The organism is Terribacillus saccharophilus, assembly GCF_046592895.1.
Taxonomy (GTDB): Bacteria; Bacillota; Bacilli; order Bacillales; family Amphibacillaceae; genus Terribacillus; species Terribacillus saccharophilus_D.
In genome coordinates, this window is the sequence record NZ_JAWVPU010000001.1 from 1,030,609 (window position 1) to 1,054,810 (window position 24,202).

The 24,202-nt window shown below is 45.8% G+C and carries 22 protein-coding genes and 1 other annotated feature; of the genes, 3 read left to right on the forward strand and 19 right to left on the reverse strand.

Features of this window, described 5'->3' with window-relative positions:
* Positions 1–7 precede the first annotated feature (7 nt).
* The 3 genes from SFC66_RS04950 to SFC66_RS04960 form a co-directional block, all read right to left on the reverse strand.
* On the reverse strand, positions 8–757 hold the full coding sequence (locus SFC66_RS04950; protein ID WP_411217584.1) for an SDR family oxidoreductase: 750 nt from the start codon (positions 755–757) through the stop codon (positions 8–10).
* Between the two features lie 347 nt (positions 758–1,104).
* Positions 1,105–4,155, reverse strand: coding sequence for an isoleucine--tRNA ligase (ileS, locus tag SFC66_RS04955; protein ID WP_411217585.1), 3,051 nt, complete (start codon positions 4,153–4,155; stop codon positions 1,105–1,107).
* Positions 4,156–4,529: 374 nt separating this feature from the next.
* Positions 4,530–5,507 (reverse strand): ABC transporter substrate-binding protein, encoded by a 978-nt coding sequence (locus SFC66_RS04960; RefSeq protein WP_411217756.1) that lies wholly within the window; start codon positions 5,505–5,507, stop codon positions 4,530–4,532.
* A gap of 109 nt (positions 5,508–5,616) precedes the next feature.
* Here SFC66_RS04960 and SFC66_RS04965 point away from each other — a divergent pair, with 109 nt between their 5' ends.
* Positions 5,617–6,618, forward strand: a complete 1,002-nt coding sequence (locus SFC66_RS04965; protein WP_411217586.1) for a FecCD family ABC transporter permease — start codon at positions 5,617–5,619, stop codon at positions 6,616–6,618.
* A complete protein-coding gene (locus SFC66_RS04970; RefSeq protein WP_411217587.1) occupies positions 6,615–7,622 on the forward strand; it encodes a FecCD family ABC transporter permease in 1,008 nt (335 codons plus the stop codon). The genes SFC66_RS04965 and SFC66_RS04970 overlap by 4 nt, the downstream gene beginning before the upstream one ends.
* A gap of 35 nt (positions 7,623–7,657) precedes the next feature.
* On the opposite strand, the gene SFC66_RS04975 is transcribed toward SFC66_RS04970, so the two are convergent.
* Genes SFC66_RS04975 through SFC66_RS04990 form a run of 4 tightly spaced genes read right to left on the reverse strand, consistent with a single transcriptional unit; the run spans position 7,658 to position 10,143 of the window.
* A complete protein-coding gene (locus tag SFC66_RS04975; RefSeq protein ID WP_411217588.1) occupies positions 7,658–8,428 on the reverse strand; it encodes an HAD-IIB family hydrolase in 771 nt (256 codons plus the stop codon).
* The gene (locus SFC66_RS04980) at positions 8,412–8,939 is read right to left on the reverse strand and encodes a GNAT family N-acetyltransferase (protein WP_411217589.1); all 528 of its coding nucleotides are present in this window, start codon (positions 8,937–8,939) and stop codon (positions 8,412–8,414) included. The genes SFC66_RS04975 and SFC66_RS04980 overlap by 17 nt, the downstream gene beginning before the upstream one ends.
* An 11-nt stretch (positions 8,940–8,950) precedes the next feature.
* A complete protein-coding gene (locus SFC66_RS04985; protein WP_411217590.1) occupies positions 8,951–9,406 on the reverse strand; it encodes a hypothetical protein in 456 nt (151 codons plus the stop codon).
* 41 nt (positions 9,407–9,447) lie between these two features.
* Positions 9,448–10,143 (reverse strand): nucleotidyltransferase domain-containing protein, encoded by a 696-nt coding sequence (locus SFC66_RS04990; protein WP_411217591.1) that lies wholly within the window; start codon positions 10,141–10,143, stop codon positions 9,448–9,450.
* Positions 10,144–10,206: 63 nt separating this feature from the next.
* Positions 10,207–10,424: a binding site (T-box leader), on the forward strand.
* Between the two features lie 298 nt (positions 10,425–10,722).
* Between SFC66_RS04990 and thrS the strand changes: the two genes are divergently transcribed.
* Positions 10,723–11,916 (forward strand): threonine--tRNA ligase, encoded by a 1,194-nt coding sequence (gene thrS, locus SFC66_RS04995; protein WP_411217592.1) that lies wholly within the window; start codon positions 10,723–10,725, stop codon positions 11,914–11,916.
* Between the two features lie 47 nt (positions 11,917–11,963).
* Here thrS and SFC66_RS05000 read toward each other — a convergent pair whose 3' ends face one another.
* The 12 genes from SFC66_RS05000 to SFC66_RS05055 form a co-directional block, all read right to left on the reverse strand.
* A complete protein-coding gene (locus SFC66_RS05000; RefSeq protein ID WP_411217593.1) occupies positions 11,964–12,248 on the reverse strand; it encodes a hypothetical protein in 285 nt (94 codons plus the stop codon).
* Position 12,249: 1 nt separating this feature from the next.
* Positions 12,250–12,546, reverse strand: coding sequence for a DUF2089 family protein (locus tag SFC66_RS05005; protein WP_411217594.1), 297 nt, complete (start codon positions 12,544–12,546; stop codon positions 12,250–12,252).
* A 160-nt stretch (positions 12,547–12,706) separates the two neighbouring features.
* A complete protein-coding gene (locus SFC66_RS05010) occupies positions 12,707–13,465 on the reverse strand; it encodes an ABC transporter ATP-binding protein (protein WP_411217595.1) in 759 nt (252 codons plus the stop codon).
* Positions 13,462–14,250: an ATP-binding cassette domain-containing protein gene (locus SFC66_RS05015; protein ID WP_411217596.1), complete on the reverse strand. Its 789-nt coding sequence runs from the start codon at positions 14,248–14,250 to the stop codon at positions 13,462–13,464. Before SFC66_RS05015 ends, SFC66_RS05010 begins: the two co-directional genes overlap by 4 nt.
* The gene (nikC, locus tag SFC66_RS05020) at positions 14,247–15,080 is read right to left on the reverse strand and encodes a nickel transporter permease (RefSeq protein WP_411217757.1); all 834 of its coding nucleotides are present in this window, start codon (positions 15,078–15,080) and stop codon (positions 14,247–14,249) included. Before nikC ends, SFC66_RS05015 begins: the two co-directional genes overlap by 4 nt.
* 5 nt (positions 15,081–15,085) lie before the next feature.
* Positions 15,086–16,033: a nickel ABC transporter permease gene (gene nikB / locus SFC66_RS05025; RefSeq protein WP_411217597.1), complete on the reverse strand. Its 948-nt coding sequence runs from the start codon at positions 16,031–16,033 to the stop codon at positions 15,086–15,088.
* Complete coding sequence (gene nikA / locus SFC66_RS05030) at positions 16,033–17,562, reverse strand: nickel ABC transporter substrate-binding protein (protein WP_411217598.1); 1,530 nt, start codon at positions 17,560–17,562, stop codon at positions 16,033–16,035. The genes nikB and nikA overlap by 1 nt, the downstream gene beginning before the upstream one ends.
* Positions 17,563–17,745: 183 nt before the next feature.
* Positions 17,746–19,653 (reverse strand): ABC transporter permease, encoded by a 1,908-nt coding sequence (locus SFC66_RS05035; protein WP_411217599.1) that lies wholly within the window; start codon positions 19,651–19,653, stop codon positions 17,746–17,748.
* Between the two features lie 40 nt (positions 19,654–19,693).
* A complete protein-coding gene (locus SFC66_RS05040) occupies positions 19,694–21,640 on the reverse strand; it encodes an ABC transporter permease (RefSeq protein ID WP_411217600.1) in 1,947 nt (648 codons plus the stop codon).
* Entirely contained in the window at positions 21,630–22,391 is a 762-nt protein-coding gene (locus SFC66_RS05045) for an ABC transporter ATP-binding protein (RefSeq protein WP_411217758.1), read from the reverse strand. The genes SFC66_RS05040 and SFC66_RS05045 overlap by 11 nt, the downstream gene beginning before the upstream one ends.
* A gap of 105 nt (positions 22,392–22,496) precedes the next feature.
* A complete protein-coding gene (locus tag SFC66_RS05050; RefSeq protein WP_411217601.1) occupies positions 22,497–23,498 on the reverse strand; it encodes a sensor histidine kinase in 1,002 nt (333 codons plus the stop codon).
* Positions 23,495–24,184 carry a response regulator transcription factor gene (locus SFC66_RS05055; RefSeq protein WP_411217759.1) on the reverse strand — a complete coding sequence of 230 codons (690 nt, stop codon included), beginning with the start codon at positions 24,182–24,184 and terminating at the stop codon, positions 23,495–23,497. The genes SFC66_RS05050 and SFC66_RS05055 overlap by 4 nt, the downstream gene beginning before the upstream one ends.
* Between the last annotated feature and the right edge of the window lie 18 nt (positions 24,185–24,202).

The window sequence follows — 24,202 nt, forward strand, 5'->3', positions numbered from 1 at the left end:
ATATCTATCATTTCCGAATGAATCCGCCTTCCGAATGAAGCTCCTGCCCTGTCACCCAATATCCGTCATCTCCGACTAAAAAGCTGATCAGCCTTGCCGTGTCATCTGGTTCGCCTATCCTTCCCATCGGAAACTTCGGCAGCAAATGCTCTCGTATTTCATCAGTCATCCAAGTGCTGTCTGTGGGTCCCGGATTGACTGCATTCACATTGATTCCGAGCGGCGCCAAATCAGCTGAAAGAGATCGAGTGAACGCGGTGATGGCGCCTTTGGTCGCTATATACGCCAGTTCATCAGGCATCGGTCCTTGGCTTTGACCCGATGTCAAATTGACGATACTTCCCCTGTTATGAAGTTGCTGCTGTTTGAATAATTTTGCAAACCCTGTACAAAGCAAAAAGACACTTCTCATATTCACCGCGTAATGTCGATCTAACTGAAAAGCATCGAGCCCCTCATAATTTCCGTTCTCGGAAAAAGCCGCACAGTTGACCAAAACCGTTGGAATGCCCAGCTGATGCTGTACTTCCCGCAACATATTATCCGCTGCATTCGGATCTTCGAAATCTGCTTCAAACCCTGCACATCTGACTCCGCGCTCGTGTATTTCGTTCCTAAATTGATCCGGCCATGTCGCTCCTGCCTGCCAATATGTAAAAAAGATATCATAACCCTTCTCAGCCAATCGTCGGCACACAGCTGTACCAATGGAGCGCGGGTAGGACACGCCAGTGATGATGGCTATTTCAGTCATCATAATCCCTCCTTTTTCTTCTCTTTACATGTTTCGTGACTGATAGAGGAAATCCTATCAGAAAGGGAGATTCCATTGAAGATACAGCTCTTTTTTACAGTTAGGAGCTATCTACTGACATATCTCACCTGCAGCATGATGTTTCCGGAATTGTATCATCCCGATGTGTGACCTCCATAGGTAACGATAATTGGGAAAAGCAGCAAAAAAAGCAGGAGTGCTATTCCTGCTCTGCTTGCTTACTGGGTATAAAATTCACATGGTCACGGTGACCGTCTTTTATTCATACAGAGGATTCATCATATTTCTCTTTCGACAATTACGGTTCCACGATTCAGCAACGGTCCAGATTACTCGACTCCGATTCGCAGAAATTCTCCTTCGACTTCGACAGACTTTGCCTTCTCACACTTTTCAAAAAGAATGTCCTGTAAAACGAGATGTGCATGCAGCATACTCGTATATTTCTTCAGTACGACTACGACTGATGGACTGGCATCAACGTATAAATCCACGTGCTTTTCTACAGGCAAATCAAGCTCCTTGCGATATGTCTGCACTTCCCGGATCACTTCACGTACAAATCCTTCTTCCTTCAGTTCCTTTGTCAGTTCCGTATCCAAAAGGACGCCAAGCCCATTCCCTTCTGCCAGCTGCAGCTGACTTGAAGGTACTTTTTCTATGGTGACATCTGCTTGTGTCAGTTCCAAATCACCCAATGTTATGCTGCCTTTGTCCACCAATTCTTTTACCTTTGACTGCTCCATCTGGGATACAGCCTGCTTTGCATCGCCAACGCGCTTGCCAAGTCTAGGTCCGGCAACTGCGAAGTTAAGCTTTACAGCGTATGTGAATAATCCCTCGCTATCTAGTTTTATTTCTTTCACATTGGTCTCTTCTTTTATGGTTGCAAAATACTGTTTCAAGCGTCCGTTGCCTTTTGGATGCCCAGACAGAACATATAATCCGGCGAGGGGCTGCTTCGTCTTGATACCTGCTGTATTCCTGGCCGCGCGGGTCAGCTCAACAACTTGAAGGACCGATGTCATATCTTCCTCCAATTCAGCATTGATTAAACCGGCGTTGGATTTAGGATAGTCTGTCAGATGCACACTGCTGCCAGTGAGCTGAAGATAGATATCTTCGGCGATGTATGGCGTAAAGGGCGCCAATAGCTGCGCCGTCTTTTTCAGCACTTCATAAAGTGTGCTGAAAGCAGCCCGCTTATCCTCCGTCATACCGTTGCTCCAGAAACGCTGGCGTGATCTTCTGACATACCAGTTGCTCAACTCATCCAAAAACGTTCCTAATTCTCTCGCGGCATTTGTGATATCGTATTGTGTCAAATGATCATTCACTTGCCTGATGACACTGTGAAGGCGGGATAAGATCCAATCATCCATCGTGGAGCGCACTCCGCCGCTATCCTTCTCCCCATCAAAAAAATCGATTTGCTGATACAGCTGATAAAAGGAGAATACGTTGGACAGTGTATCGACCAGCTTTGATTTCGCTTGCGAAACGGTGCGTTCCGAGAAACGTTTATTGTTCCAAGGCGCACTGTCGGAAAGCAGTGCCCAGCGTAAGGCATCCGCTCCGTAAGTTTCCATCAAATCAGTTGGATTCAGCGCGTTGCCTTTACTTTTGGACATTTTTTGGCCATTTTCATCCAAGATATGCCCTAGTGACAAGACACGTTTATAAGGTGCTTTTCCTGTTATTAAGGTTGATACCGCAAGAAGGCTGTAGAACCATCCCCTTGTCTGATCCACTCCTTCGATTACGACATCAGCTGGGTATTGGCTTTGGAATAGCTGTTTATCTCCAAACGGATAATGGTATTGGGCAAATGGCATCGAACCGCTGTCAAACCAGACGTCGATTACCTCATTCGTGCGCTTCATTACACCGCCGCATTCACAGCGCAGTTGAATATCATCCACAAATGGCTTATGCAGTTCTACATCTTCAGGTACAGAACCAACCGCTTCCTGTCTCATCTGTGCAATCGATCCGGGCGCTTTTTCGTTGCCGCATTCACACGTCCATACATTCAAAGGTGTTCCCCAGTAACGATTCCGTCCGATATTCCAGTCGACCATATTTTCAAGGAACTTACCGAAACGTCCTTGCTGCATATGACCTGGATGCCACTCCACTTGCTGGTTGTTTTCCATCATCTTGTCTTTCAAATCGGTCATCCGGATGAACCAGCCTTCCATCGCATAATACAAAAGTGGTGAATCACAGCGCCAGCAATGCGGATAGCTGTGGGTGTATTTTTCTTTATGAAATAACCGGCCGCGCTCTGCAAGAAGCTTGATGATATCTACATCACAGTCTTTTACAAATCGTCCGGCAAGCGGTGTGACTTCTTCTGTATATCTGCCTTTCCCGTCTACGACATGAACAAAATCAAGTCCATTTTCCTTCACAACTTTATAGTCATCTTCCCCATACGCCGGAGCGATGTGCACCAGCCCCGTACCGCTTTGATCAGTAACAAAGTCCGCCAGTACTACTTGATGGCCCTTGTTTACTTGGGTATACGCAAACGGCGCCTCGTAACGCATCCCCTCCAAATCCTTGCCTTTACGCGATGCTACCACCTGATAATCACCTTTGAATAAGTTGTTTGCCAATCCTTCGGCAACGATATATTTCTCACTGCCTTGCTGGACTGTGACATAAGTAAGCTCCGGATGCACTGCAATTGCGACATTCGCTGGCAGCGTCCAAGGTGTGGTCGTCCAGCCTAAAAGATACTCATCAGTCGTACCTTCCACCAGGAATTTCGCCGTTGCAGATAAGTCGGAAACATCCTTATAACCTTGTGCCACCTCGTGCGAACTTAAAGACGTTTCACAATGCGGACAGTACGGAACGACTCGATGTCCTTTATACAAAAGACCTTCCTGATGAATATGCGATAGCAGGTACCAGACGGATTCGATATAGCTGTTGTCCAGTGTGATGTATGGATCCTTCATATCGACCCAATAGCCGAGAGCTTCTGTGAATTGCTTCCACTCCCGCTCATACGTGAACACACTTTCTTTACATTTTTCAATGAATCGCTCGACACCGTATGTTTCGATTTGTTCTTTCCCGCTTATCTTCAGCTGCTTCTCCACTTCCAGCTCGACAGGCAGACCGTGTGTATCCCATCCTGCCTTGCGTTTCACCTGATAACCATCCATTGTTTTATAGCGTGCGATGAAATCCTTGATTGTCCTTCCCAATGCATGACCTGCATGTGGCATCCCATTTGCTGTCGGCGGCCCTTCATAGAAAACGTATGGCTTCTTGCCTTCCCTGTTCCGGACAGACGCTTGAAAAGTATCGTTCTTCTGCCAATAATCCTGTATTTTTTGCTCTCTCATCCTGACTTTGTCCTGCATCACTTTGCCTCCTTTTGCTGAAATAAAAAACCCGGCACTGTGTACACAGCGCCGGGTTTAACCGAAAAAATCCAAAATAAAAAAACCATATGTAGGGTTTTTTAGACGGAAACACTACGTACTATCATACGCGCTCCTTTTATCGGTGGAAAACCGTCAAAGCCTACATGTCGGCTTTGCTTCTCGGAGAGGATTTTTCATCATGACCTTATCATCGGCTTGCACCAAACGCCGACTCTCTGCAGATAAGCTTTCTTGACTACTTGTTCTCGTCATCGAATTACTTATGTTTTTATAAAGGTTACATCTACTCCTAGTATATGTCAAATACAAAAAAACTTCTCCCCCATTTTCAACAGGGAAGAAGTCCATCATCACTTCACTAAGCTTTCTACTGCATCGTCGACGATTTGCTCGTTGGCAATCGGTCCAGTATACAGCCAGCTTGTGTCTTTATCATATTTATAGACATTGCCTTCTTTGATGGCAGGTACATTTGCAAGCAATGGATCATCCAGGATTTCTGATCCATCTCCTTCGTCACTATTGACCAAGAAGAGGTGATCGACGTCCATTTCTGCCAATTGCTCAAGGGAAACCGGGTTCCAGTTTGCTGTTGCATTCTCGGAAATTTCTTTGACGCCTTCTGGTACTGTCATGCCTAGGTCACCGTAAAGCACTGCACCGCTGGATAGGTTATCGCTTACGATGTAAAGCTGTCCGCCAACAAGCCAGATAGCTGCAGCTGACTCATCGCCGATTGCGCCTTGGATTTTTTCTTTGGCGTCTGCCGCTTTAGCATCATAGTCATCGAGAACTTTTTGTGCTTCATCTTTTTTATCGAAGATTTCACCCATTGTCTGCAGTTCTTTGCGCCAATCGCCGTTTTCTTCCGTACCCATTACATAAGTCGGCGCAATTTTATTGTACTGCTCGTATTTATCGCCTTCCACCATGGAAGCGGAATCCATGATGATCAAGTCAGGCTTGACTTTGGCTACTGCCTCGAAAGGAAGTGTAGAATCGATTGTTTGTACATCCTTCAGGCTATCCTGCAAGTAACCTTGCGGAGAACCGTTATTAACGGACCATTGTGCTACTGGTGTAATATCAAGCGCTACAAGGTTATCTTCCAAATAAGAAGCTAGTACCTTTTCAGGGTTAGCAGGAATCTCCACTTCATGACCCATCGCATCTGTCAGCTTGCGAGTTTCGCCGCCGTCATTATCAGAAGAGCCTTTTTCAGCGTCATCACTTGAATCGTTATTACCACAACCTGTTATAATGAATACAACACTGGCGAAGACAGCCAGCAGTAAATACATGCTCTTTCTTTTGAACAAGGGACTCACCTCTTGGTTTATGTTATAATCTCTCATTAGATGATAACAATTCTCATTATCAATTACAAGCATCATCTCATGATTTTGGTATACATAGAGCGTAGAAAGCGGGATAACGATGCAAGCACGCAGACTCATTGGCATAACCATACTACTCGCAGGCACCGCCCTGCTTTTGTTTTCCATAGGACTATCCATCGTTTTCGGGGTAGCGGATATTTCACTCAGCACTGTCTGGAATAGTATTTTCCATTTCGATGCTGCAGATACATCACATCAAATCATTCATCGGCTCCGGCTGCCTCGTACCGTCGCCGCGATTTTGATCGGAGCAATGCTGGCAGCATCAGGTTCGATCATGCAAGGGATGACACGCAATCCGCTTGCCAGCCCGCAAATCATGGGGGTGACTTCTGGGGCTACGTTCATGATCGCGATTGCGCTTGTATTTTTACCGGGCATTTCGAATATAAATCTGCTTTTGTTCGCATTTTTGGGGGCAGGACTTGGTCTGGGACTTGTCTTTGGAATCGGCCTGCTGGCGCGTACTGGGCTGACACCCGTAAAGCTGGCATTGGCAGGTACTGCTGTCACGGCTTTGCTCGGTGCGTTTTCCAATTCACTTGCACTGCATTTCGATGTGGCTCGGGACTTGACCTTCTGGTATGCAGGCGGTGTCGCGAATGTGCAGTGGGATACGGTGAAGCTGTTATTTCCGGCAGCCATCATCGGATTGCTGCTTGCATTTTTCATCAGTGGATCGGTTACGACACTTAGTCTAGGAGAAGATGTGGCTACTGGACTTGGTTTGAAGACTGGCCTGGTAAAGGCGTCAGGAATAGTGGTTGTGTTGATTTTAACAGGAGCTGCCGTTTCTGTCGGCGGTACCATCGGATTCGTCGGATTGGTCATTCCGCATATCACCCGGTTCCTCGTCGGACCGGATTATCGCTGGATCATTCCATGTTCGGCAGTACTGGGCGGTCTTTTGCTTAACTTTGCCGATATTGCATCCCGCATGATCAATCCGCCTTTCGAAACACCAGTTGGCGCCCTCACGGCATTGATCGGCGTACCATTTTTCATTTATCTAGCTCGCCGGGAGGGTAAGAACATATGATACATTCTGCCAAAAAGACAAGTCTGGTAGCAATCGGGATCATTGCTGCCATTCTCATCATATTTTTCATCAGCTTGAATACAGGAACAATCCCAATCGGACCGGCAGATGTTGTGAAAACCTTGCTTGGTACAGGTGACGGCTCCTTCGATGTGATTTTATTCGAATTCCGCTTGCCGCGTATGGTGATTGCATTACTGATAGGGATCGGAATGGGCGTCGCTGGTGCCATCCTGCAAGGCGTCTCGCAAAATGGACTTGCCGATCCCGGGATACTCGGTATCAATGCCGGAGCTGGCTTCGCTGTTGTCCTTTATATTTTCTTCCTGCAGGACAAAATGGCTGGAACAGGCAGCCTGCAAGTATTCATCATGCCTTTATTTGCATTCGCCGGGGCTTTCCTGGCCGCAGGTCTCATTTATGCGCTGGCATGGAAAAAAGGTGTGACGCCAGTGCGGCTCATCCTGGTCGGCATCGGTATAAATGCAGCTTTCGGCGGCCTGATCATCGTTTTCCAGCTCATGATGGATCCGAAAGACTTCACGCAGGCGACCATCTGGCTGAACGGCAGCATCTGGCAGACAAGCTGGAATTATGTGCTGGCACTCTTGCCTTGGATCGTTTTGCTCGTTCCATATAGCATCTTCAAGGCAAAGGCTCTGAACGTTTTAACTTTGGGTGACCAATTGGCAATTGGCGTCGGCGCCCCGGTGCAAAAAGAACGGACAATACTGCTGCTCCTTGCGGTAGCACTGGCGGGAGCTTGCGTAGCTGCAGGGGGAGCCATCACCTTCCTCGGACTGGTCGCACCGCATCTGGCCCGCCGCATTGTCGGACCGAACCACAAGCATCTGCTACCGATTTGCGCGCTCATCGGCGCACTGATCATGCTCGTAGCGGATACTTTGTCGCGTACGATACTGGCACCATCGGAAATTCCGATCGGGCTGGTGGTTTCGGCAATTGGTGCCCCATATTTTATTTATCTGTTGATTAAAGAATAGACCTTCAACTGGGAAGGTCTATTCTTTTTCGGTTTTCATTTAAGTACCAAGTCCTTTGACGCCAATTTCTCCAGGCAATTCACGATCGCCTGCTCACAATCTTCATTGAGCGGGATAACTGTATCTGCATAACGAGCCAGCTCTTCATGCTCCCCAATCATCACATTGTACTTTGCATGACGGAACATCTCGATATCATTCGCGTCATTGCCGAAAGCAATATACTCTTTTTCCCTGATTCCGACTTCTTGGATGGCACTCCACTTATCGATGCCTGGCGGGCTGATATCCACAATTCCTTCACCTTGGTGACGGTGGACGCGAAGTCCCAGTTTTTCTGCTTCTGAAGCTATTTGCTCTTGGTCGGCAGAGTCTAGAATCAGGATTTTCACTATCCGCTCTAAATCCTCCAGCTGTACTTTCTCTGCTAAGCTCTCAGGGTCCACTCTTGCTCTTAGCGGATGCTCCGGATCTCCTGTGTAAGCATAGTTCCATTCTCCATCAATCAAATAGCTAGCTTTGTATGCTTCTATCATTTGCTTCATGGCATGTATTTGGACAGGTGAAAAAGCACGACTCGTAATTATCTTTCCGTTTTTAGAGATTAAGGATCCATTGCCTCCTATCAGCGTCATGGAGTGAAAATGCTGATCGATCACTGGCAACAAGTCTCGTATTGGTCTGGCAGAAGCAAAGATCACTTGATGTCCTTCCTGTTCAAGCTCTTTTAGTTTATCCATTATACGCCTAGTGACTGGTTTGCCTTTGAAACAGATTGTACCGTCGAGATCAAAGATGTAATTCATTTTCTTCCTCCAAAATGAGTGTCATATGAATTTCCGAGATGTATGTATTTTCTATCTTTAATGCAAAATCTTCAATGCCGAATTGTTTGAACCCCGCTTGCTCATACACATGCTTTGCAGTTGGGTTCGTTGCTGCTACAACAAGGTTTATCTTCTCGATGCCTTCCCGTTCGCGAGCTGCCTGGATCATTCTTGAGATAAGCATTTTCCCAAGACCTCTGCCCCTTGTTTCGGGCGCCAGATAAACAGCCACCAAATCAGCACGATGCCGTAGTTTTGCGGGTGTTTCGTAACGCAGTGTTGCATTGCCAGCAAGCAGATCGTCGATAAAAATGCCATAAGTCTCTGTATCAGGGTTTTCCAGATTGTTCTGCATGCGTCCGATTGGGTCTTCTTGCTTTACCGCATCCTCATACGATGTACTGAAAGCATCTGGATGGTTTTGCAAAGCTTGTAATCTTAATTTCCAATATGCTTCCGCATCTGCTGCAGTCAATTTTCTTATTTTCATAGACTTTCCCCCTACTCAGCTTTTACCAGAAATGCATAGCTAGCTTCCCCTTGTTCCCATTGCCCGGAAATACGGTAGATATAGTCATCACTCAACTCAGGAAGTTCCAGCTGCGAATCATATACCTGCTGATTCTCCCAGCTGCCATCTTCCGCTTTTCGTTCCACCTCAAGAGATTGCGGCGGTTTCTGGAAATCAAGCTCAACCATCGCTCCTGATACAGCACTCAATGCTTGTCCCGCATCCAAATCTTCGGCAGGATCTGCGCTATCCACGCTGACAGCTTGATTTCCATCCTTCCAGCTGTAGCCGCCTTGTTTGGCAGTAACCGTTTCTTCGCCAGCTTGCACTTGCAAATCGGGCGGTTTGGGCTCGGATTGACTCTCATCCTTAGGGTAAACAAAAAACAACACAACGCCTAAAACCAACAGACCACTGACAACTCCGATAGCTTTTTTTAGAATCATAGTTAAATCCCCTCGCTATTATAGGAATGATAAACCCAGATTCAGCCTAAGTGGTAACCTTCAAATAGTCTTCCGCCCAGTGATTTTAAGCATTCATCCGCCAGCTTTACAATGGCTTGCTTATCTTGCTCCTGGTAAAATGCTGCCAAACTCTCTTCAAACTGACGTGCAAGATGCGGATCCAAGTCGTGCAGCTCCCGGAACATCCATTTACCTGATCCAATCCAGTGCTTGCTTGTGCGAAGCTTGAAAACGGCCAAGTCATGGATGATGCTGTTTGCTAGAAAATAAGCTTCACCACCATCTTCTTTGTCGAGGAAATCATCAATCAGGTTCGTGATCGTATACCGGTAATGATTGATGATTTGCTCTCCCCAAGGCAAGGGCCCTAGGTTGAGAATTCGTCTTGCTTCCGCTTGCATCTTCTCCACTGCTGTCGATTCCTTCAAGACAATCGCTTCACTCGCCATCCTCGGCAATGATGGAATGCCGCGCATGCTATCGCTGCTGAAGAAATCAATATAAGCATCCCCTGTATAAACAAAGGTTTCAACCGGCCAGTCATTGAAATGTAGTGATTTTCGGTAAGCATGGTTCTTACCTGTGTACAATACGATGATATCCAAATCGGATGTTGCCGTTGCTTCCCCTCTGGCACAGCTGCCGGCTAGCATCGCTCCATCACAGTCAGGGTGCACAGTTTCTATAAAGCTTTTCGCTGCTTCGATTGGCTGCATAAAAAAATCCTCATTTCCATTTGACGTCTATATCCAGTATCTGTATAATGAGCATACAACAAAACAGAAGCGTTGATAAGGACAAAATGTACGCGCCGCTTTCTTCCAGAGAGCGAAGGAATTGCTGGGACCTTCGCAGATAAGCACATACATTACCACCTTGGAGCTATTACGGGGAACTACAGTATCCGTAATCGGGAAGACCGTTATCGCAATTTTTGAGCATCAGCTTTTCATGCTGATGGAATTAGGGTGGAACCACGACCGCAATCGTCCCTTCAAGGAGATGAGTGCGGTCTTTTTGTTTACAATTTTATATTGGAATAAGCAATGCGAAGGATATGATGCAAGTCTCCCTTCTCCTGACAGAAAAGCAGGGTCACCGGCTGAGAGCCCTGCAGGAGAACGATTTGGATTACCACCTTCAAGCTATAGCGGGGAAATCATAGTATCCGCTATCGGTAGAACCGTTATCTCATAGAGCGCCACATTGGCGGAAATCTGGGTGGAACCACGACCACAATCGTCCCGAATACGGGAGGATTGTGGTCTTTTTTATATTAAAAAGGAGGAATTATCATGAACAAACAAGCAGAAGCAGAAAAACGTAATCATCGCAAATTAGGACAGCAGCTCGAACTATTCCTTAGCATGGAAGAAGCACCAGGCATGCCGTTCTTCCTGCCAAAAGGCATGGTATTGCGCAATAAATTGGAGGAGTTATGGAAAGAGAAGCATGCCAAGGCAGGCTACGATGAAATCAAGACACCAATCATGATGAAGCAGCAGCTTTGGGAGCAGTCGGGCCACTGGGATCATTATCACGAGAATATGTATTTCTCTGAAGTGGATGACCAGCGCTATGCCATCAAACCGATGAGCTGCCCCGGCGCAGTGCTCATATATAACAGCAAGCTCCGCAGCTACCGGGACTTGCCAATGCGTTATGCCGAATTAGGATTGGTGCATCGCCATGAACTATCGGGATCACTGAACGGGCTTTTGCGCGTCCGTTCATTTACACAGGATGATGCGCATCTTTTCGTCCGTGAAGATCAAATCGAACAAGAAGTGGAGAAAGTTCTTCAGCTGATTGATGAATTTTACAATTTGTTCGGCTTTTCTTATGAAGTGGAGCTATCCACTCGCCCAGAAGACTTCATGGGGTCTCCTGCTGTCTGGGACCAAGCAGAAGCAGCTCTGGAGAGTGTCCTCAAACGACAGGATATTGCCTATAAAGTGAATGCTGGTGACGGTGCCTTTTATGGTCCGAAAATCGATTTCCATATTCTGGACAGCCTTGGACGCAGCTGGCAGTGCGGCACTGTGCAGCTTGATTTCCAAATGCCGGAGAAATTCGACTGCAGCTATATCGATCAGGAAAACAGCCGCAAACAGCCAATCATGATTCATCGCGCCATCTATGGTTCCATTGAACGCTTCATGGCCATCTTGATCGAGCATTATGCTGGCGATTTCCCATTCTGGCTGGCTCCTGTTCAAGCAAACATCCTTCCTATCAGCGATGCACATGCGGAATATGCTCATTCCATTGCAGAGAAACTGCAACAGAGTGGCTACCGTGTATCTGTTGATGATCGCTCGGAGAAAATCGGACTGAAAATAAGGGAAGGGTCCCAGCAGAAAGTGCCTTATCTGCTTATTGTCGGGGATAACGAGATGCAGAATCAAACAGTTGCTGTCCGGAAGCGGCCTGAGGGTAATCTTGGAGAAATGGCGATGGAAGATTTGATCAAGCAGTTTGAAGCATAAGGAAAAGCGGACGCTCTATATGGAGTGTCCGCTTAAATGATTCACGCTCATTTTATATCTTGTGTTTTCATCTTATTCATTTCTTCTTCATGACACTTACGGACAGCTTTTCGTCCATTTGACCATTCCGCCACTAAGATGATCAACCCTACGATCAACAAAATAACATACTTCAGCACGCTGTCGATTTCACCTGTAGAAAACATCCAAGTCATATAAACCGCAAACAAGATCGGAATGAACACACCGAAAATAACGTGTTGTCGTCTGGACATAAAGGATTGGATCGCTACCATGATAAACATCAATACAAAAGAACTGATTTCTGGCAAGTTAATCTTTCCTTTCTTCACTGTATTTATCGATTAAAAGTTTTGCATCATCTAGTGAAATGCGTTCTTCTATCGCGAACTTCCTGATCAAATGAATCAAATCATCCTGATTATCGTCTTGGGCCAGTTCAATTTTCTGAATCAAGCGGTCGACCCTGATCCGTACCGTAGGATAAGAAACATCGTACAGTTTCGCCAGCTTCTTCAATGAGCCCGAGTTGAGAACAAAATGACGCATAAACTCAAGGTCTTCTGGATCCAATGAAAGAATCCAGGACGGAATATTCCTGCTATCCATTTCTTATCTTCCTCTCTGCATGAATAGTATAACATGTTCGTTCAATAAAGTTAAAACATAACTTAATTTTATTTAAGTTTTATTTTAATATAACCTTATATATTTTATAAATCTAAGTTTACACCGTAAAAAAACGGATGTCACTTTAGTGAACATCCGCTTAAAATATACTAATCAATTCTTTTGTATAAGCATGCCGGCTGCTATCATAAATATCTTCCTTCTGGAACATATCCAGCAGCTCGCCTTCTTTCATGACTGCGATACGCTGACAAAGCTGATAAACGGCAGCCAGATCATGTGAGATGAACAAATACGACAATCCCAGTGTTTGTTGCAGGGAAGCGAGAAGCTCCAATATTGCGCCCTGGGAAAGTACGTCAAGACTTGCTGTCGGTTCATCGAGCACGATGAGCTTCGGTTCGATGCTGATGGCACGCGCAATCGTCACACGCTGTTTTTGTCCGCCGCTCAATTCATGCGGATAGCGATCTCCCAGCTCTACCGGCAGCTCCACTGTTTCGAGCAGCTGCTCTACGAATGCTTTTTTGGAAGTGAAATGAAAGTGTTCCAGCTGAAGCTCATCCTTGAATTGCAGATAAGGGTCCAGTAGGGAATCCCTTATTTTCAACTTCGGATTCAAGGAAGCAGTCGGGTTTTGAAAGACTGTCTGGATATTGCGGCGATAATCCCTGAGATGTTTCCGACTAGCTTTGGTAAGTGGTTTCCCATTGAAGGTGATAGATCCTTCATCGATTCTTTCCACCCCGAGCAGACAGCGCGCCAATGTACTTTTACCGCATCCGCTTTCTCCTACCAAGCCTAGGCTTTCGCCTTTATCGATAGATAGTGAAACGTCATTGACTGCCAGCTTGCCAGGATGATAGCTTTTCTTTAGATTATTGATTTCGACGATCATGTCTTGCTTACCTCCCTGACACGCATTGGGAGCGTTGGCGCAGCTTGAATCAACTGCTTTGTATATGCATGTTCTGGCTGGTGGACCAGCTTTTGTTTTGTACCTACCTCGACGATTTTGCCATCTTTCATGACGGCAATCTTATCTGCGTACCGAACCACATGACGCCAATCATGGGTGATGAAAAGAATCGCACATCCTGTTTTTTGCTGCAGCTGCTGAAGCAGGGAAAGAATTCTATGTGCAGAAACACTATCAAGCGCAGTTGTCGCTTCATCGGCAATCAAGATATCCGGCTCCAACAGAAGGGCCAGTGCAATCGATGCACGCTGCAGCTGGCCGCCGCTCAGCTGAAATGGATAACGCTTCACAAAACCGGCATCCAAACCAACCGACTCAAGTGCATCTTTTATCATATTGCTGCGTGTATGCTTCTCTTTTATACCGTGGGTTTGCAAATATTCATCCATATGCTGCTGAATCGTCAGGAAAGGTGTAAACGAACCATGATAATCCTGAAAGATGTAGCTGATTGCTTTTCCGCGCAGCTGATTCATCTCTGTTTTGGGACGATCAAGGATATTATCACCTTGGTAGCTGATCATGCCTGATGCCTTCAGGTTGGGACCAAGCAGCTGCCCGATTGCTTGTGATAGCATCGTTTTCCCGCTGCCGCTTTGGCCTACGAGGGCAAACCATTCTCCTTTATCGACTGTAAGGCTGACTTTATCAACAATCGTTTTCTCACCATGCGATACGGTTAGATCCTTTATCGAAAGAATCATGGCTGCACCTCCTTCTTCACATCAAATTTATCACGCAAATAGTCTCCAAGAATGTTTGCCACTAATACTACCGCCACGATTGCCAGACCAGGATAGACCATCATTTCCGGATTTGCTTGGAAGTACGGCCGTGATTCGTTCAGCATGGCACCCCACTCAGGCGTTGGCGGCTGTGCACCAAGACCGATATAAGAAAGCGAGGAAATGAGTAAGATGATCTTACCAAAATCCAAACTGGCCAACACAAGCACATTACCGATGATATGCGGCATCAGATGCTTACGCATGATCGTAAATGTGGACAAGCCATTGATCTTTGCAATGGTGATGTAGTCTTTTTGTACTTCTGTCAAAACTGTACTGCGCACCATCCGGGCATAGTTGACCCATTTCACGAGAACGATGGCAAATAGTAAATTTCCGATACCAGGTCCCAGCAGACCGCTAAGTACGATGGCAATCACAGTATCCGGGAAGGCAAGGAAACCATCGGCAATCCGCATGAATAGCCGATCGACCCAGCCTCCTCGCAATCCGGCAAGCAGACCGAATGGAACACCGATGATGACGGCTGCGGCCAAGGCAATCAAACTATAACCGACTGTAAGCCGGAAGCCGAGCAAAAGCCGCGTCAGCACATCCCTGCCTAAGTGATCCGTACCCATTGGATGCTCCCAGGACGGAGATGCCAACCGGTTGCCGACGTCCGTCATAGTAGCGTCATGCTTCAAGTAAAGAAACGTATACGCCACAGCCGCCAATACAAGCAGCAATAGCGCACTGATCAGCCAGACCTTGGTTTTCTTGAATTTTTTTGGAGAAAGAGCCATGACACTCATCTAGCTGATGTTCCTTTCTTTAATCGAAGTTCAGGATTTACGTAGCGATATGATAGATCCACTAAAGTATTCACGACAAAAACGATAGCTGCCATCAAGACGATATAGCCTTGAATCAGCGGATAATCACGCTGGCGGATGGAATCGACGACGAGCTTCCCTACACCCGGGTAAGCAAATAACACTTCCACCACGACGACACCGCCGATCAAGCTGCCAAGACTGACACCGAATACGGTGATGACAGGAGGCAGACTGTACCGGAAAGCATGCGAGAAAAAGATACGCTTTTCCGCGATGCCGCGTGCTCTTGCAGCACGGACGAATTCCTGGCCCAGAGAATCTAGCAAACTCGAACGGAGCAATCGCACATATACACCAGCAATGGCTAGTCCCAACGTCACTGCCGGCAGCACCAGGGACAGCAGACTGTCACGCCCCATTGTCGGGAACCAGCTTAATCGCACAGCAAACATGTCAATCAGGATAAGCCCGAGCCAGAAGCTCGGAACCGCTGCTCCGATAATGGAGAAATAACGGCTGATATGATCGATCCAGCTGTCCTTATATAAAGCGGAAAGAGATCCAAGCGGAATGGCAACCACGAGCATGACGATTAAAGAACCGATCGTCAGCTCGATAGTAGCCGGAAGTCCAGCCAGCAGCATGTCCAAAACCGGCTGACTCGTAATATAGGAGTTGCCAAAATCCAGCTGGATGAAGTCCAGCAGCCATTTACCGTATTGCACAAGTAATGGATCATTAAAGCCCATGTCTTCCCGAAGTGCTTCCACCTGCTCTTGACTCACATTCAGTTCATCCACATTCAGGATGGTGAGCGCTGGATCACCTGGTGCAAGACGAAGGAAAAGGAAACTGATGAAGGTAACGAATAATATGAACAGTACAACCTCCAGCAGTCTTCTTCCTATAATCCGAAACATCACTTCACATCCAATTGATTTGTAATCATATAATACTCACTTCTTGTCGTAACCCAGTTTTCCACTTTCGTTTCATCATAAGCCACTAGTGTATCCGGGTAAATCACAAACGAGTTGATTTGATTTTCATCCACATAGTTGGCAGCCTGTTCTGCAAGTTCGGCACGCTTATCCGTATCTACCGTAACATTCAATTCATCGATGATCTTCGTGAGCTCAGGCTCATCAGCACCACTGAAATTCAAAGCTCCATCTGGATGATACGTGGCATTCAAGTAGTAACCTGCATCTCCGCGAGGGGCTGTCAGGTTGCTGTAAGTAGCCAAGTCCCAATCCCGATTTGCTGCCATATATTCTTCTGGAATCTCGATTTGACGAAGTTCAACGTCAATGCCAAGTTTCTTAGCATCTGACTGGAAAATCTGTGCAATCAATGGCAGATCCGCTCTGGCGGAATATGTCAGCATCGTAAGCTCAAGTGGCTTCCCGTCTTTTTGCATCTTACCGTCCACTAGGGAATAGCCAGCTTCTTCAAGATATTTCTTTGCCACATCTTCTCCTGTTTCATGATCACTGTAGCTTGGTGCAAATGGCAAGGAATCAGGGAATGGGCCCTTTGCAGGCTGTGCATATCCAAGCAATACCGAATTGGCAATTTCCTCCCGATCAATCAACGCATCCAATGCTTTCCGGACATGCACATCCTTCAGTGCTTCCCGCTGCATATTCATTGTCAGCTGGTGCACGCGGAAGGTCTCTGTTGATTCAACTTTCACGCCATCTTTCGCTTCCAGGCTCTCGATACTTTCTGTTTCCGGACGGAACACAACATCCGCGTTTCCGGATTCAAGTGCCAAGGAGCGTGCATTTGCATCTTCATTGAATGAGAATGTCACTGAATCAAGCTTTGCTTTTTCATCCCAATAATCTTCATTGCGCACAAGCTCCAACTTACTTCCCGGTGTGAAGGATTCCAGCTTGAAAGGACCTGTCCCAATCGGATTATTGACAAAGTCGCCAGCTGCTACATCAATGATGGACACATTCGGGTTTACAAGTTCAGATACGAATTCAGGAAACGCCTGTGTATTCGTGATTTGCAATGTCTTATCATCTGTTGCTTCGATCGTATCGATTTTCAGTGCATTCTGGATTGCTACATTGTCTTTCAAGGATCTTTCCAATGACGCTTTCACGGCTTCTGCATCCATCGGTTCACCATTTTGGAAGGTGATGCCTTCACGGAGCTTGATCGTCCACTCCCTTCCTTCATTCGTTCCTTCCCAACTCTCGGCGAGCCACGGTTCGATCGTTAATGTTTCTTCATTCAAGCGTACCAATGTTTCTGTCATGCCGGCACGCAAAGGCACATAACTGGAATCCACATTGGGATCCAAGGAATTCGTCGCGAAGTTATAAACAAAGGTAAGGTGCTTCTTGTCCCCTTCGGAATCTGCATTATTCGTACATGCTGCAAGCAGCAAAATAAGCACCACAATTCCCATAGCCTTCAACATTAACTTTCTCATCCGTACTCCTCCTCTAACATTTATATGTATGTAGTAGATTTCGTAATGATTACGTTTTGTATCTTATCGTAATCATTACGTTTTGTAAAGTTAATTTTTTCAAAAAGTAGCATCAATCACTGATACCATCTTCCACAGGTCCCCTTCTGCTTCACAAACAAAAAAGACAGTCTATCGACTGCCTCAGAGGGATCTTGTAATAACGTGTTTGTAATAGAAAATCGAGAGTACTCCAAAAGTGGAATACAGCAAAGTGAAAATAACCATGACTGCTGTCATCGGTACCCATAAAGAATTACCGAACCAAAACCAGCCAGACTTAACGGCAAAATAACCATGTGATAATCCTATCAAAAGCGGAATGCCAAAATGGAAGAGCTGTTTGCGAACAATGCCCTTACGCAAATCTGTTTTCGTAAACCCTATTTTGCGCAGTATCGTGTAGGTGGGCTGTTCACTATCACCTTCGTCCATTTGCTTGATATACAAAATACAGCCGGAGGTAAGCAGGAATGCCAGTCCCAAAAATCCGACGATGAACATATAGAGTCCCATGGACATTTTGCTGGAATCTGAGGCAAGCTGCTTTGATATTGCTATATCCCCTGTGTTCAACTGAGAAAATAACTTCACGGCCTTTTCCTCATCATTGCGATTTTGGAGTGATATGAAGTATAGTTTTTGCGGCTCTGCTTCAGCTGATTGAAGTCTCCGATAATCGGCAGGTGCAAGTACTGCTGCTGGGCCCCCATAAGTGATAATGGATGGAAGTGGAGAATGTGGCACAATATCCACCAATTGAAGATAAACCTCATCTTCACCTGTATGGACAACTGCTTCACCTGCTTTGAAAGCAGCTGTTGCATTTGACCGGTCATCATCTCCGGCCAGTATGACATGACCTGTCTCCACCTCCAACCCAGCTTGTGCTGACGAGATGAAGGTCATGTTCTGTTCCGCTGACATGCTGCTGTCCTCTTTCAATATTTTCGAGAGGTCGGTATTTAGCTGAACAATTTCTTTTTCTTCCTTTTCAAATCGGATTTGCGCTTGATTTAGCTCTTGCTGGAATTGCTGCTGATCATCTTCGGATACGAAAAAGAAATCGGCGCCTCCAGTTGCTGCGTCTGCATCTTTTCCTAGTGAATAATAGCTTATGTATCCCAATGATAGAAAACCAATTGCCAAAGCTGTGACAGTCGATATGACAGTGAGTAGAAAAGCATTCGTGCGCATCCGGAACATGATTGAACCAATAGACAGCACTTGCTTGATGTTCAGATAGCCACTTTTACTTTTACGAATGCACAGGAGCAGCAGTGTGACAGATCCTTTGTAAAAGAAATATGTTCCGACAATGGTACTGGCAAGTGTGTATCCCATTCTTTTTGTTAGTACAGCAAATTCCTCCGAACCCCTGTCAAATAGAATCGAAGAAGTATAATAACCAGAAGCGATCAACAGAATACCAGCGATTCCGATGACTACTTGATACCACCTCACACGACGACCAGTTGATTCCGTTTTGTTTTGCTGCTGAAATAACGCCAGCAGTGTCTGCCTCTTGATCCGAAGAGAAGTCATCAGCATCAATAGTACATATAAGAGTACGATGACGATCACTGTTTGACCGACAGCTTGCCAGGAGAAATTCAGAACAGCCACTCTGTCTATGCCAAGCAGCTTATATAAAATCATCATTAATAATTTAGAACCGATGAATCCAGATATGATACCGGCTATCAAACTACCAGCATAAAGCACAGCGTTTTCCGCCATGAACAAAAAACTCACTTGTCTCTTCGTCATCCCAGCCAGCTGATATAATCCGATCTCCTTTGTCCTTCGTTTCATGAACAATCCATTCGCATACAAAAGGAAGACCGTTACAATGAATACAAGTAAATAAGAAGCCACTTCAATACCAGCCTGCACCCTGAAGGACTCGCCCAATTCCCCGACCGCTGCTTCATACTGCAGGGTGACAAAAGCGAAATAAATCGCAACACTACAGACAATCGCAAAGAAGTATAAATGATAATAGCGCAAATTTCTCTTTATATTTCGGAAGATCAGTTGATGAATCGACATAAAACTCCCCCTAAAAAGAAAAGAGGCTGCACGCAGCCCCTTATGAAAGTGATTGTTTGATGACTTTGTTGTAATGAACGACCGAGAGTATCCCGAAAATCGAATACAATACTGTATAGATGACCATCACGATGATCATTGGTGTCAGCATCACCGAACCGAATAAGAACCAGCCGGATCTGACAGCAAAATAGCTATGCAAAAGTCCGATGACGAGCGGAATCCCAAAGTTGAAAAGCTGCTTGCGCTGAATACCGCTGCGAAGGTCGGCTGTCGTGAAGCCAAGCTTGCGGAGAATCGTATAATTCGGTTTCTCGCTTTCTGCTTCATCCATTTGTTTGAAGTAAAGGATGCAACCAGATGTAATCAGGAATGTCAGACCGAGGAAGCCTACGATGAATAGCGTCAAGCCCATTGATGATTTCTGGCTTTGAGCAGCATCGATTCTGGATTCACTGACTTCCTTAGCTTCTAAATCCAGACCTTGGAACAAGTCATTTGCTTTTTCCAGCTGTTCATCATCTTCAATTGTATATCCGAAATACCAGTGGTACCCTTGATTCAAATCTGGATTGATATCTTGCTTCAATTCCTGGAACAGCGTATCGTCGACAATCATCGTCGGCAGACCGCCCATGGTGTAATAGTTGGAAATCGGATATTCATCTTCCATCCCAGTGTAATGCAGGTCTGTTTCTGATTCCTGTCCATGGACAACGACATCACCTTCGTCCTTCAAGGACATGAAACGCTGCAGCAATTCATTATAGCCAGTCAGCTTCACTTCATCCGGCTCCACGTCCTGCCCGGCTGCCTTCTCGCTGATCACAGCCGTATCCATCATAGAGGCATTGAAGTTCAGTTCCAGCTCCGTCTGCAAGATGTTTTCAATATCCAGCTGGACAGTGTACACTTCTGCTTTATCTTCCGCGTACGCAATATCATTGTCATCCATTGCCTGCCGGAAAGTTTCCGCATCTTTTTCTGTCAGCAAGGAGAAGTCTGCTCCTCCTGTATAGTTATACGCCATCTTTTCAGCAGAGTAGTACGTGATATAACTTAAGGAAAGTAATGCGATTGCCAGTGCGGACACTGTTGTGATGATGGTAAGCAGCGTGGCATTGGATTTCATCCGGAACATGATGGTAGAAAGAGACAGCACCTGTTTGATATTCAAGTAACCATCCTTTTGCTTTCTGATCAGACTTACGATAAAGGCAACCGAGCCTTTATAGAACAAGTACGTTCCAAGAATGACAGAAAACAAGATGAAGAACATAGCTCCAAATAGCTCGATCATAGACGAGAAATCACCATCAAAAAGCTTTCCTGAAACAAGATAACCCACTGCAATTAAAACAATACCGCAAATTCCGATGATCACTTGGAAAACTGACAGCTTTCTTGCTGATAGTTCTGTCTTTGATTTCACGTGGAACAATGACAAGATTGTCTGGCGTTTGATGAAAAGCAAATTCATCAGCATAATCAGCAAGTAGATACATAGGAATACGATTACTGTCTGCAGCAGAGCCCTTGAAGAGAAATTCAAGGAAGCGATCCCCTCCACGCCGGTAGCCTTGAACATGACCATGATCAATAGCTTTGAGCTTATAAAGCCCAATACGATTCCAAAAACAAGACTGCCAAAATAAAGAATGGCATTTTCCGCACTCAATATCGTGAAGATTCTATTCTTCGTCATACCTATCAACTGGAAGAGACCGATTTCCTTGCTGCGTTGCTTGATGAAGATAGTATTGGCATACATCAGGAATACAGCAACGATGAAGAGAAGGAGCACAGAAGCAGTGGCGATAGCTGCCCCGCCTTTAACCGATCCTTCCACTGGATCCATCGATTTATCATACTGTAAGGTTACAAAAGCAAAGTATAAACCTGAGCTGAAAATCAAAGCGAATACATACAAATAATAATTCCGGAGATTTTTCTTTAGATTGCGAAGTATCAAGCTATTAACGCTCATCTTGCACCCCGCTGAGCACGCCTTGCGTGGACATGATGTCTTTGAAGAAGACTTGTCGCTCTTGCTGGCCTTTGTTCAGCTGCGTGTAAATCTGCCCGTCCTTGATGAATATGACGCGGCTGCAATAGCTGGCTGCTGCCGGATCGTGCGTGACCATGACGATGGTTGCTTTCCGATTCACATTCAAGGAGCTGAGCTTGTTTAGCAGGTCGGAAGCCGATTTGGAATCCAATGCCCCTGTCGGTTCGTCAGCGAAAATGATGCTTGGTTCATGGATGAACGCACGCGCAGCAGACGTTCGCTGCTTCTGCCCGCCGGAAATCTCACTCGGATATTTATTTTGGATGTCGGTGATGCCTAGCTGATCGGCCACTTCAGTAAACATCCGGTTCGCTTCTTGTTTGGGTACTTTCTTGATGGAAAGCGGCAGCAGTATATTTTCTTTTACTGTCAGTGTATCCAGCAGATTATAGTCCTGAAAGACGAATCCAAGATGATTTTTCCGGAACTCGGCCAGCTTCTTTTCCTTCATATTCGTGATTTCATTATTTTGAATCAGAATCGTTCCGCCACTGGTACGATCGATGGAAGAAAGTACGTTCAGCAGCGTCGTCTTACCAGATCCGGATGACCCCATGATGCCGACAAATTCGCCCTCTTCGATGCTAAGATCTACACCTCGCAGCACTTCCTGTTTATTGAATTTATTTCCGTAATTTTTCTGGACTCTTGTCGCTTCTAAAATCCTCATTGTTTCGCACCTCTTTGTCTGATTTGTTACCTCAAGTATACGGATGCCCATGAATATGCTCCTGCTTTTCAGCTAACAAACGAGCAAAAGCGTGTGACAATCCTGTCACACGCCAGTCATGCCGACCATATCGTTTCGTTTAGGGAAAGTGAGCGTAATGCGAGTGCCTTTTCCCAGGTCAGATGCTACATCTATTTTGATCTTTAACGGTTCAGCCGCCTTTTGAGTCAAATAAAGCCCCATACCGGTGGCAGCTTTATCATGTTGAATAGTTGAGGTAAACCCTCTGTCAAATATACGCGGCAAGTCTTTTGCATCGATACCAATTCCTTGATCCTGAATATGGATTCGTACGTGTCCGTCTGTTTTCTCACTTGTTATGGAGATGTCGCTATTCTCACTATACTTAATTGCATTGGACAGCAGCTGCCGAAAAATGAACGTCAGCCATTTCGTATCACTCAGCGCCGTATCTTCATGCAATTCCAAATCGAATCCGATTCCCTTTTGCATACACCACGAGCGTAAAGCACGGATTTCCTGACTGATGACAGCAGGTAAGTCGATTTTCTCGATAAATAAGTCATTTTCGATAAAGGTGATCCGCTTTTGATGAATCTGGGTATCCAGCAGCATGTGTACACGCAGCCATTCATATGTCAGCTGCTGCTTCAACACCGGATCTTCCACACGTTCGATGATCAGCTGCATGGCAGTCAGCGGTGTTTTCACTTCATGGATCCAGGAAAGCAATTCATCCTTTTCCCGCTCCAGTGATTCCTGGCGATCGGAAGAAGTGCGATGCAAGAAATTGATCTGTTCCCGAAGACTTTCAGCTACGATATATTCATAAGGACGATCTGGTTCGGGTAATCCTGAAGTATCCAGACTCTTTTCCCAATCTTTCAGGACACGGTAATATCTCGTTTCACGATGATAACGGAAGAAAAGAAAGACGATGAACAACAGCCAAAACAGCAGTAATATGTATAGTACAGAAGGTAGCGGGATAGTCGTATCAACGTAAGCTATCAGCAGGAGCAAGCCGGAAAGCAAGACAAACATCCCGAGCCAGCTTATCTTTTCCCGAAGAAATACCCGGATCACGGCTTATCTGCCTCCAATGCACAGTACCCTTGACCCACTTTTGTTTCAATCTGCTGTCCCAGACCGATATCATCCAGTTTCTTACGCAAGCGATTCACATTCACAGTCAATGTATTATCACTGATGAACCGCTCATCATCCCATAAGCTTGTGATCAGTTTCTCACGGGAAACGATCTTGTTTTTCTGTTCTACCAAGAGCTTCAAAATGAACATTTCGTTTTTTGTAAGCTCCACTTTTCCTGCATCATTTTCCACTTCATTCTTTTCATAATCGACTGTCGCACTATTCCACGTCTTCAATGTCACTTTATCCGTACTATAATTATAGACACGGCGAAGGATAGCTTGGATTTTTGCGATCAGCACTTCGAAGTGGAATGGTTTCTGAACAAAATCATCCCCGCCCAGCTGCATCGCCATGACCATGTCCATTGGATGATCCCGGGAAGACAGGAAGATGATCGGCACATTGGAATGTGCCCGGATCATCCGGCACCAGTGAAAGCCATCGTAGCTTGGCAGCTGGATATCAATCAGGACAAGTTCCGGCTGCACCTCAGAGAATGTTTCCATCACATGTCCGAAATCCTTAATCCCATATACTTCATACGACCATTGTGTCAGCCGCGTTTTTATTTCTTCGAAAAGACTTTTGTCGTCTTCGATCAGCAGTATCTTAAACACGTTTGTCACCTCGATTTC

Bases quoted from the DNA above. Each gene is read 5' to 3' on its own strand.
- SFC66_RS04990 (WP_411217591.1), bottom strand. From the start codon at position 10,143: ATGCAGCCAATCGAAGCAGCGAAAAGCTTTATAGAAACTGTGCACCCT.
- SFC66_RS04965 (WP_411217586.1), top strand. From the start codon at position 5,617: ATGCAAGCACGCAGACTCATTGGCATAACCATACTACTCGCAGGCACC.
- nikB (WP_411217597.1), bottom strand. From the start codon at position 16,033: ATGTTTCGGATTATAGGAAGAAGACTGCTGGAGGTTGTACTGTTCATA.
- thrS (WP_411217592.1), top strand. From the start codon at position 10,723: ATGAACAAACAAGCAGAAGCAGAAAAACGTAATCATCGCAAATTAGGA.
- SFC66_RS05010 (WP_411217595.1), bottom strand. From the start codon at position 13,465: ATGATCGTCGAAATCAATAATCTAAAGAAAAGCTATCATCCTGGCAAG.
- nikA (WP_411217598.1), bottom strand. From the start codon at position 17,562: ATGAGAAAGTTAATGTTGAAGGCTATGGGAATTGTGGTGCTTATTTTG.
- SFC66_RS04985 (WP_411217590.1), bottom strand. From the start codon at position 9,406: ATGATTCTAAAAAAAGCTATCGGAGTTGTCAGTGGTCTGTTGGTTTTA.
- SFC66_RS04970 (WP_411217587.1), top strand. From the start codon at position 6,615: ATGATACATTCTGCCAAAAAGACAAGTCTGGTAGCAATCGGGATCATT.
- SFC66_RS05035 (WP_411217599.1), bottom strand. From the start codon at position 19,653: ATGTCGATTCATCAACTGATCTTCCGAAATATAAAGAGAAATTTGCGC.
- SFC66_RS04950 (WP_411217584.1), bottom strand. From the start codon at position 757: ATGATGACTGAAATAGCCATCATCACTGGCGTGTCCTACCCGCGCTCC.
- SFC66_RS05015 (WP_411217596.1), bottom strand. From the start codon at position 14,250: ATGATTCTTTCGATAAAGGATCTAACCGTATCGCATGGTGAGAAAACG.
- SFC66_RS05040 (WP_411217600.1), bottom strand. From the start codon at position 21,640: ATGAGCGTTAATAGCTTGATACTTCGCAATCTAAAGAAAAATCTCCGG.
- SFC66_RS04980 (WP_411217589.1), bottom strand. From the start codon at position 8,939: ATGAAAATAAGAAAATTGACTGCAGCAGATGCGGAAGCATATTGGAAA.
- SFC66_RS05045 (WP_411217758.1), bottom strand. From the start codon at position 22,391: ATGAGGATTTTAGAAGCGACAAGAGTCCAGAAAAATTACGGAAATAAA.
- nikC (WP_411217757.1), bottom strand. From the start codon at position 15,080: ATGGCTCTTTCTCCAAAAAAATTCAAGAAAACCAAGGTCTGGCTGATC.
- SFC66_RS04975 (WP_411217588.1), bottom strand. From the start codon at position 8,428: ATGAATTACATCTTTGATCTCGACGGTACAATCTGTTTCAAAGGCAAA.
- ileS (WP_411217585.1), bottom strand. From the start codon at position 4,155: ATGCAGGACAAAGTCAGGATGAGAGAGCAAAAAATACAGGATTATTGG.
- SFC66_RS05005 (WP_411217594.1), bottom strand. From the start codon at position 12,546: ATGGATAGCAGGAATATTCCGTCCTGGATTCTTTCATTGGATCCAGAA.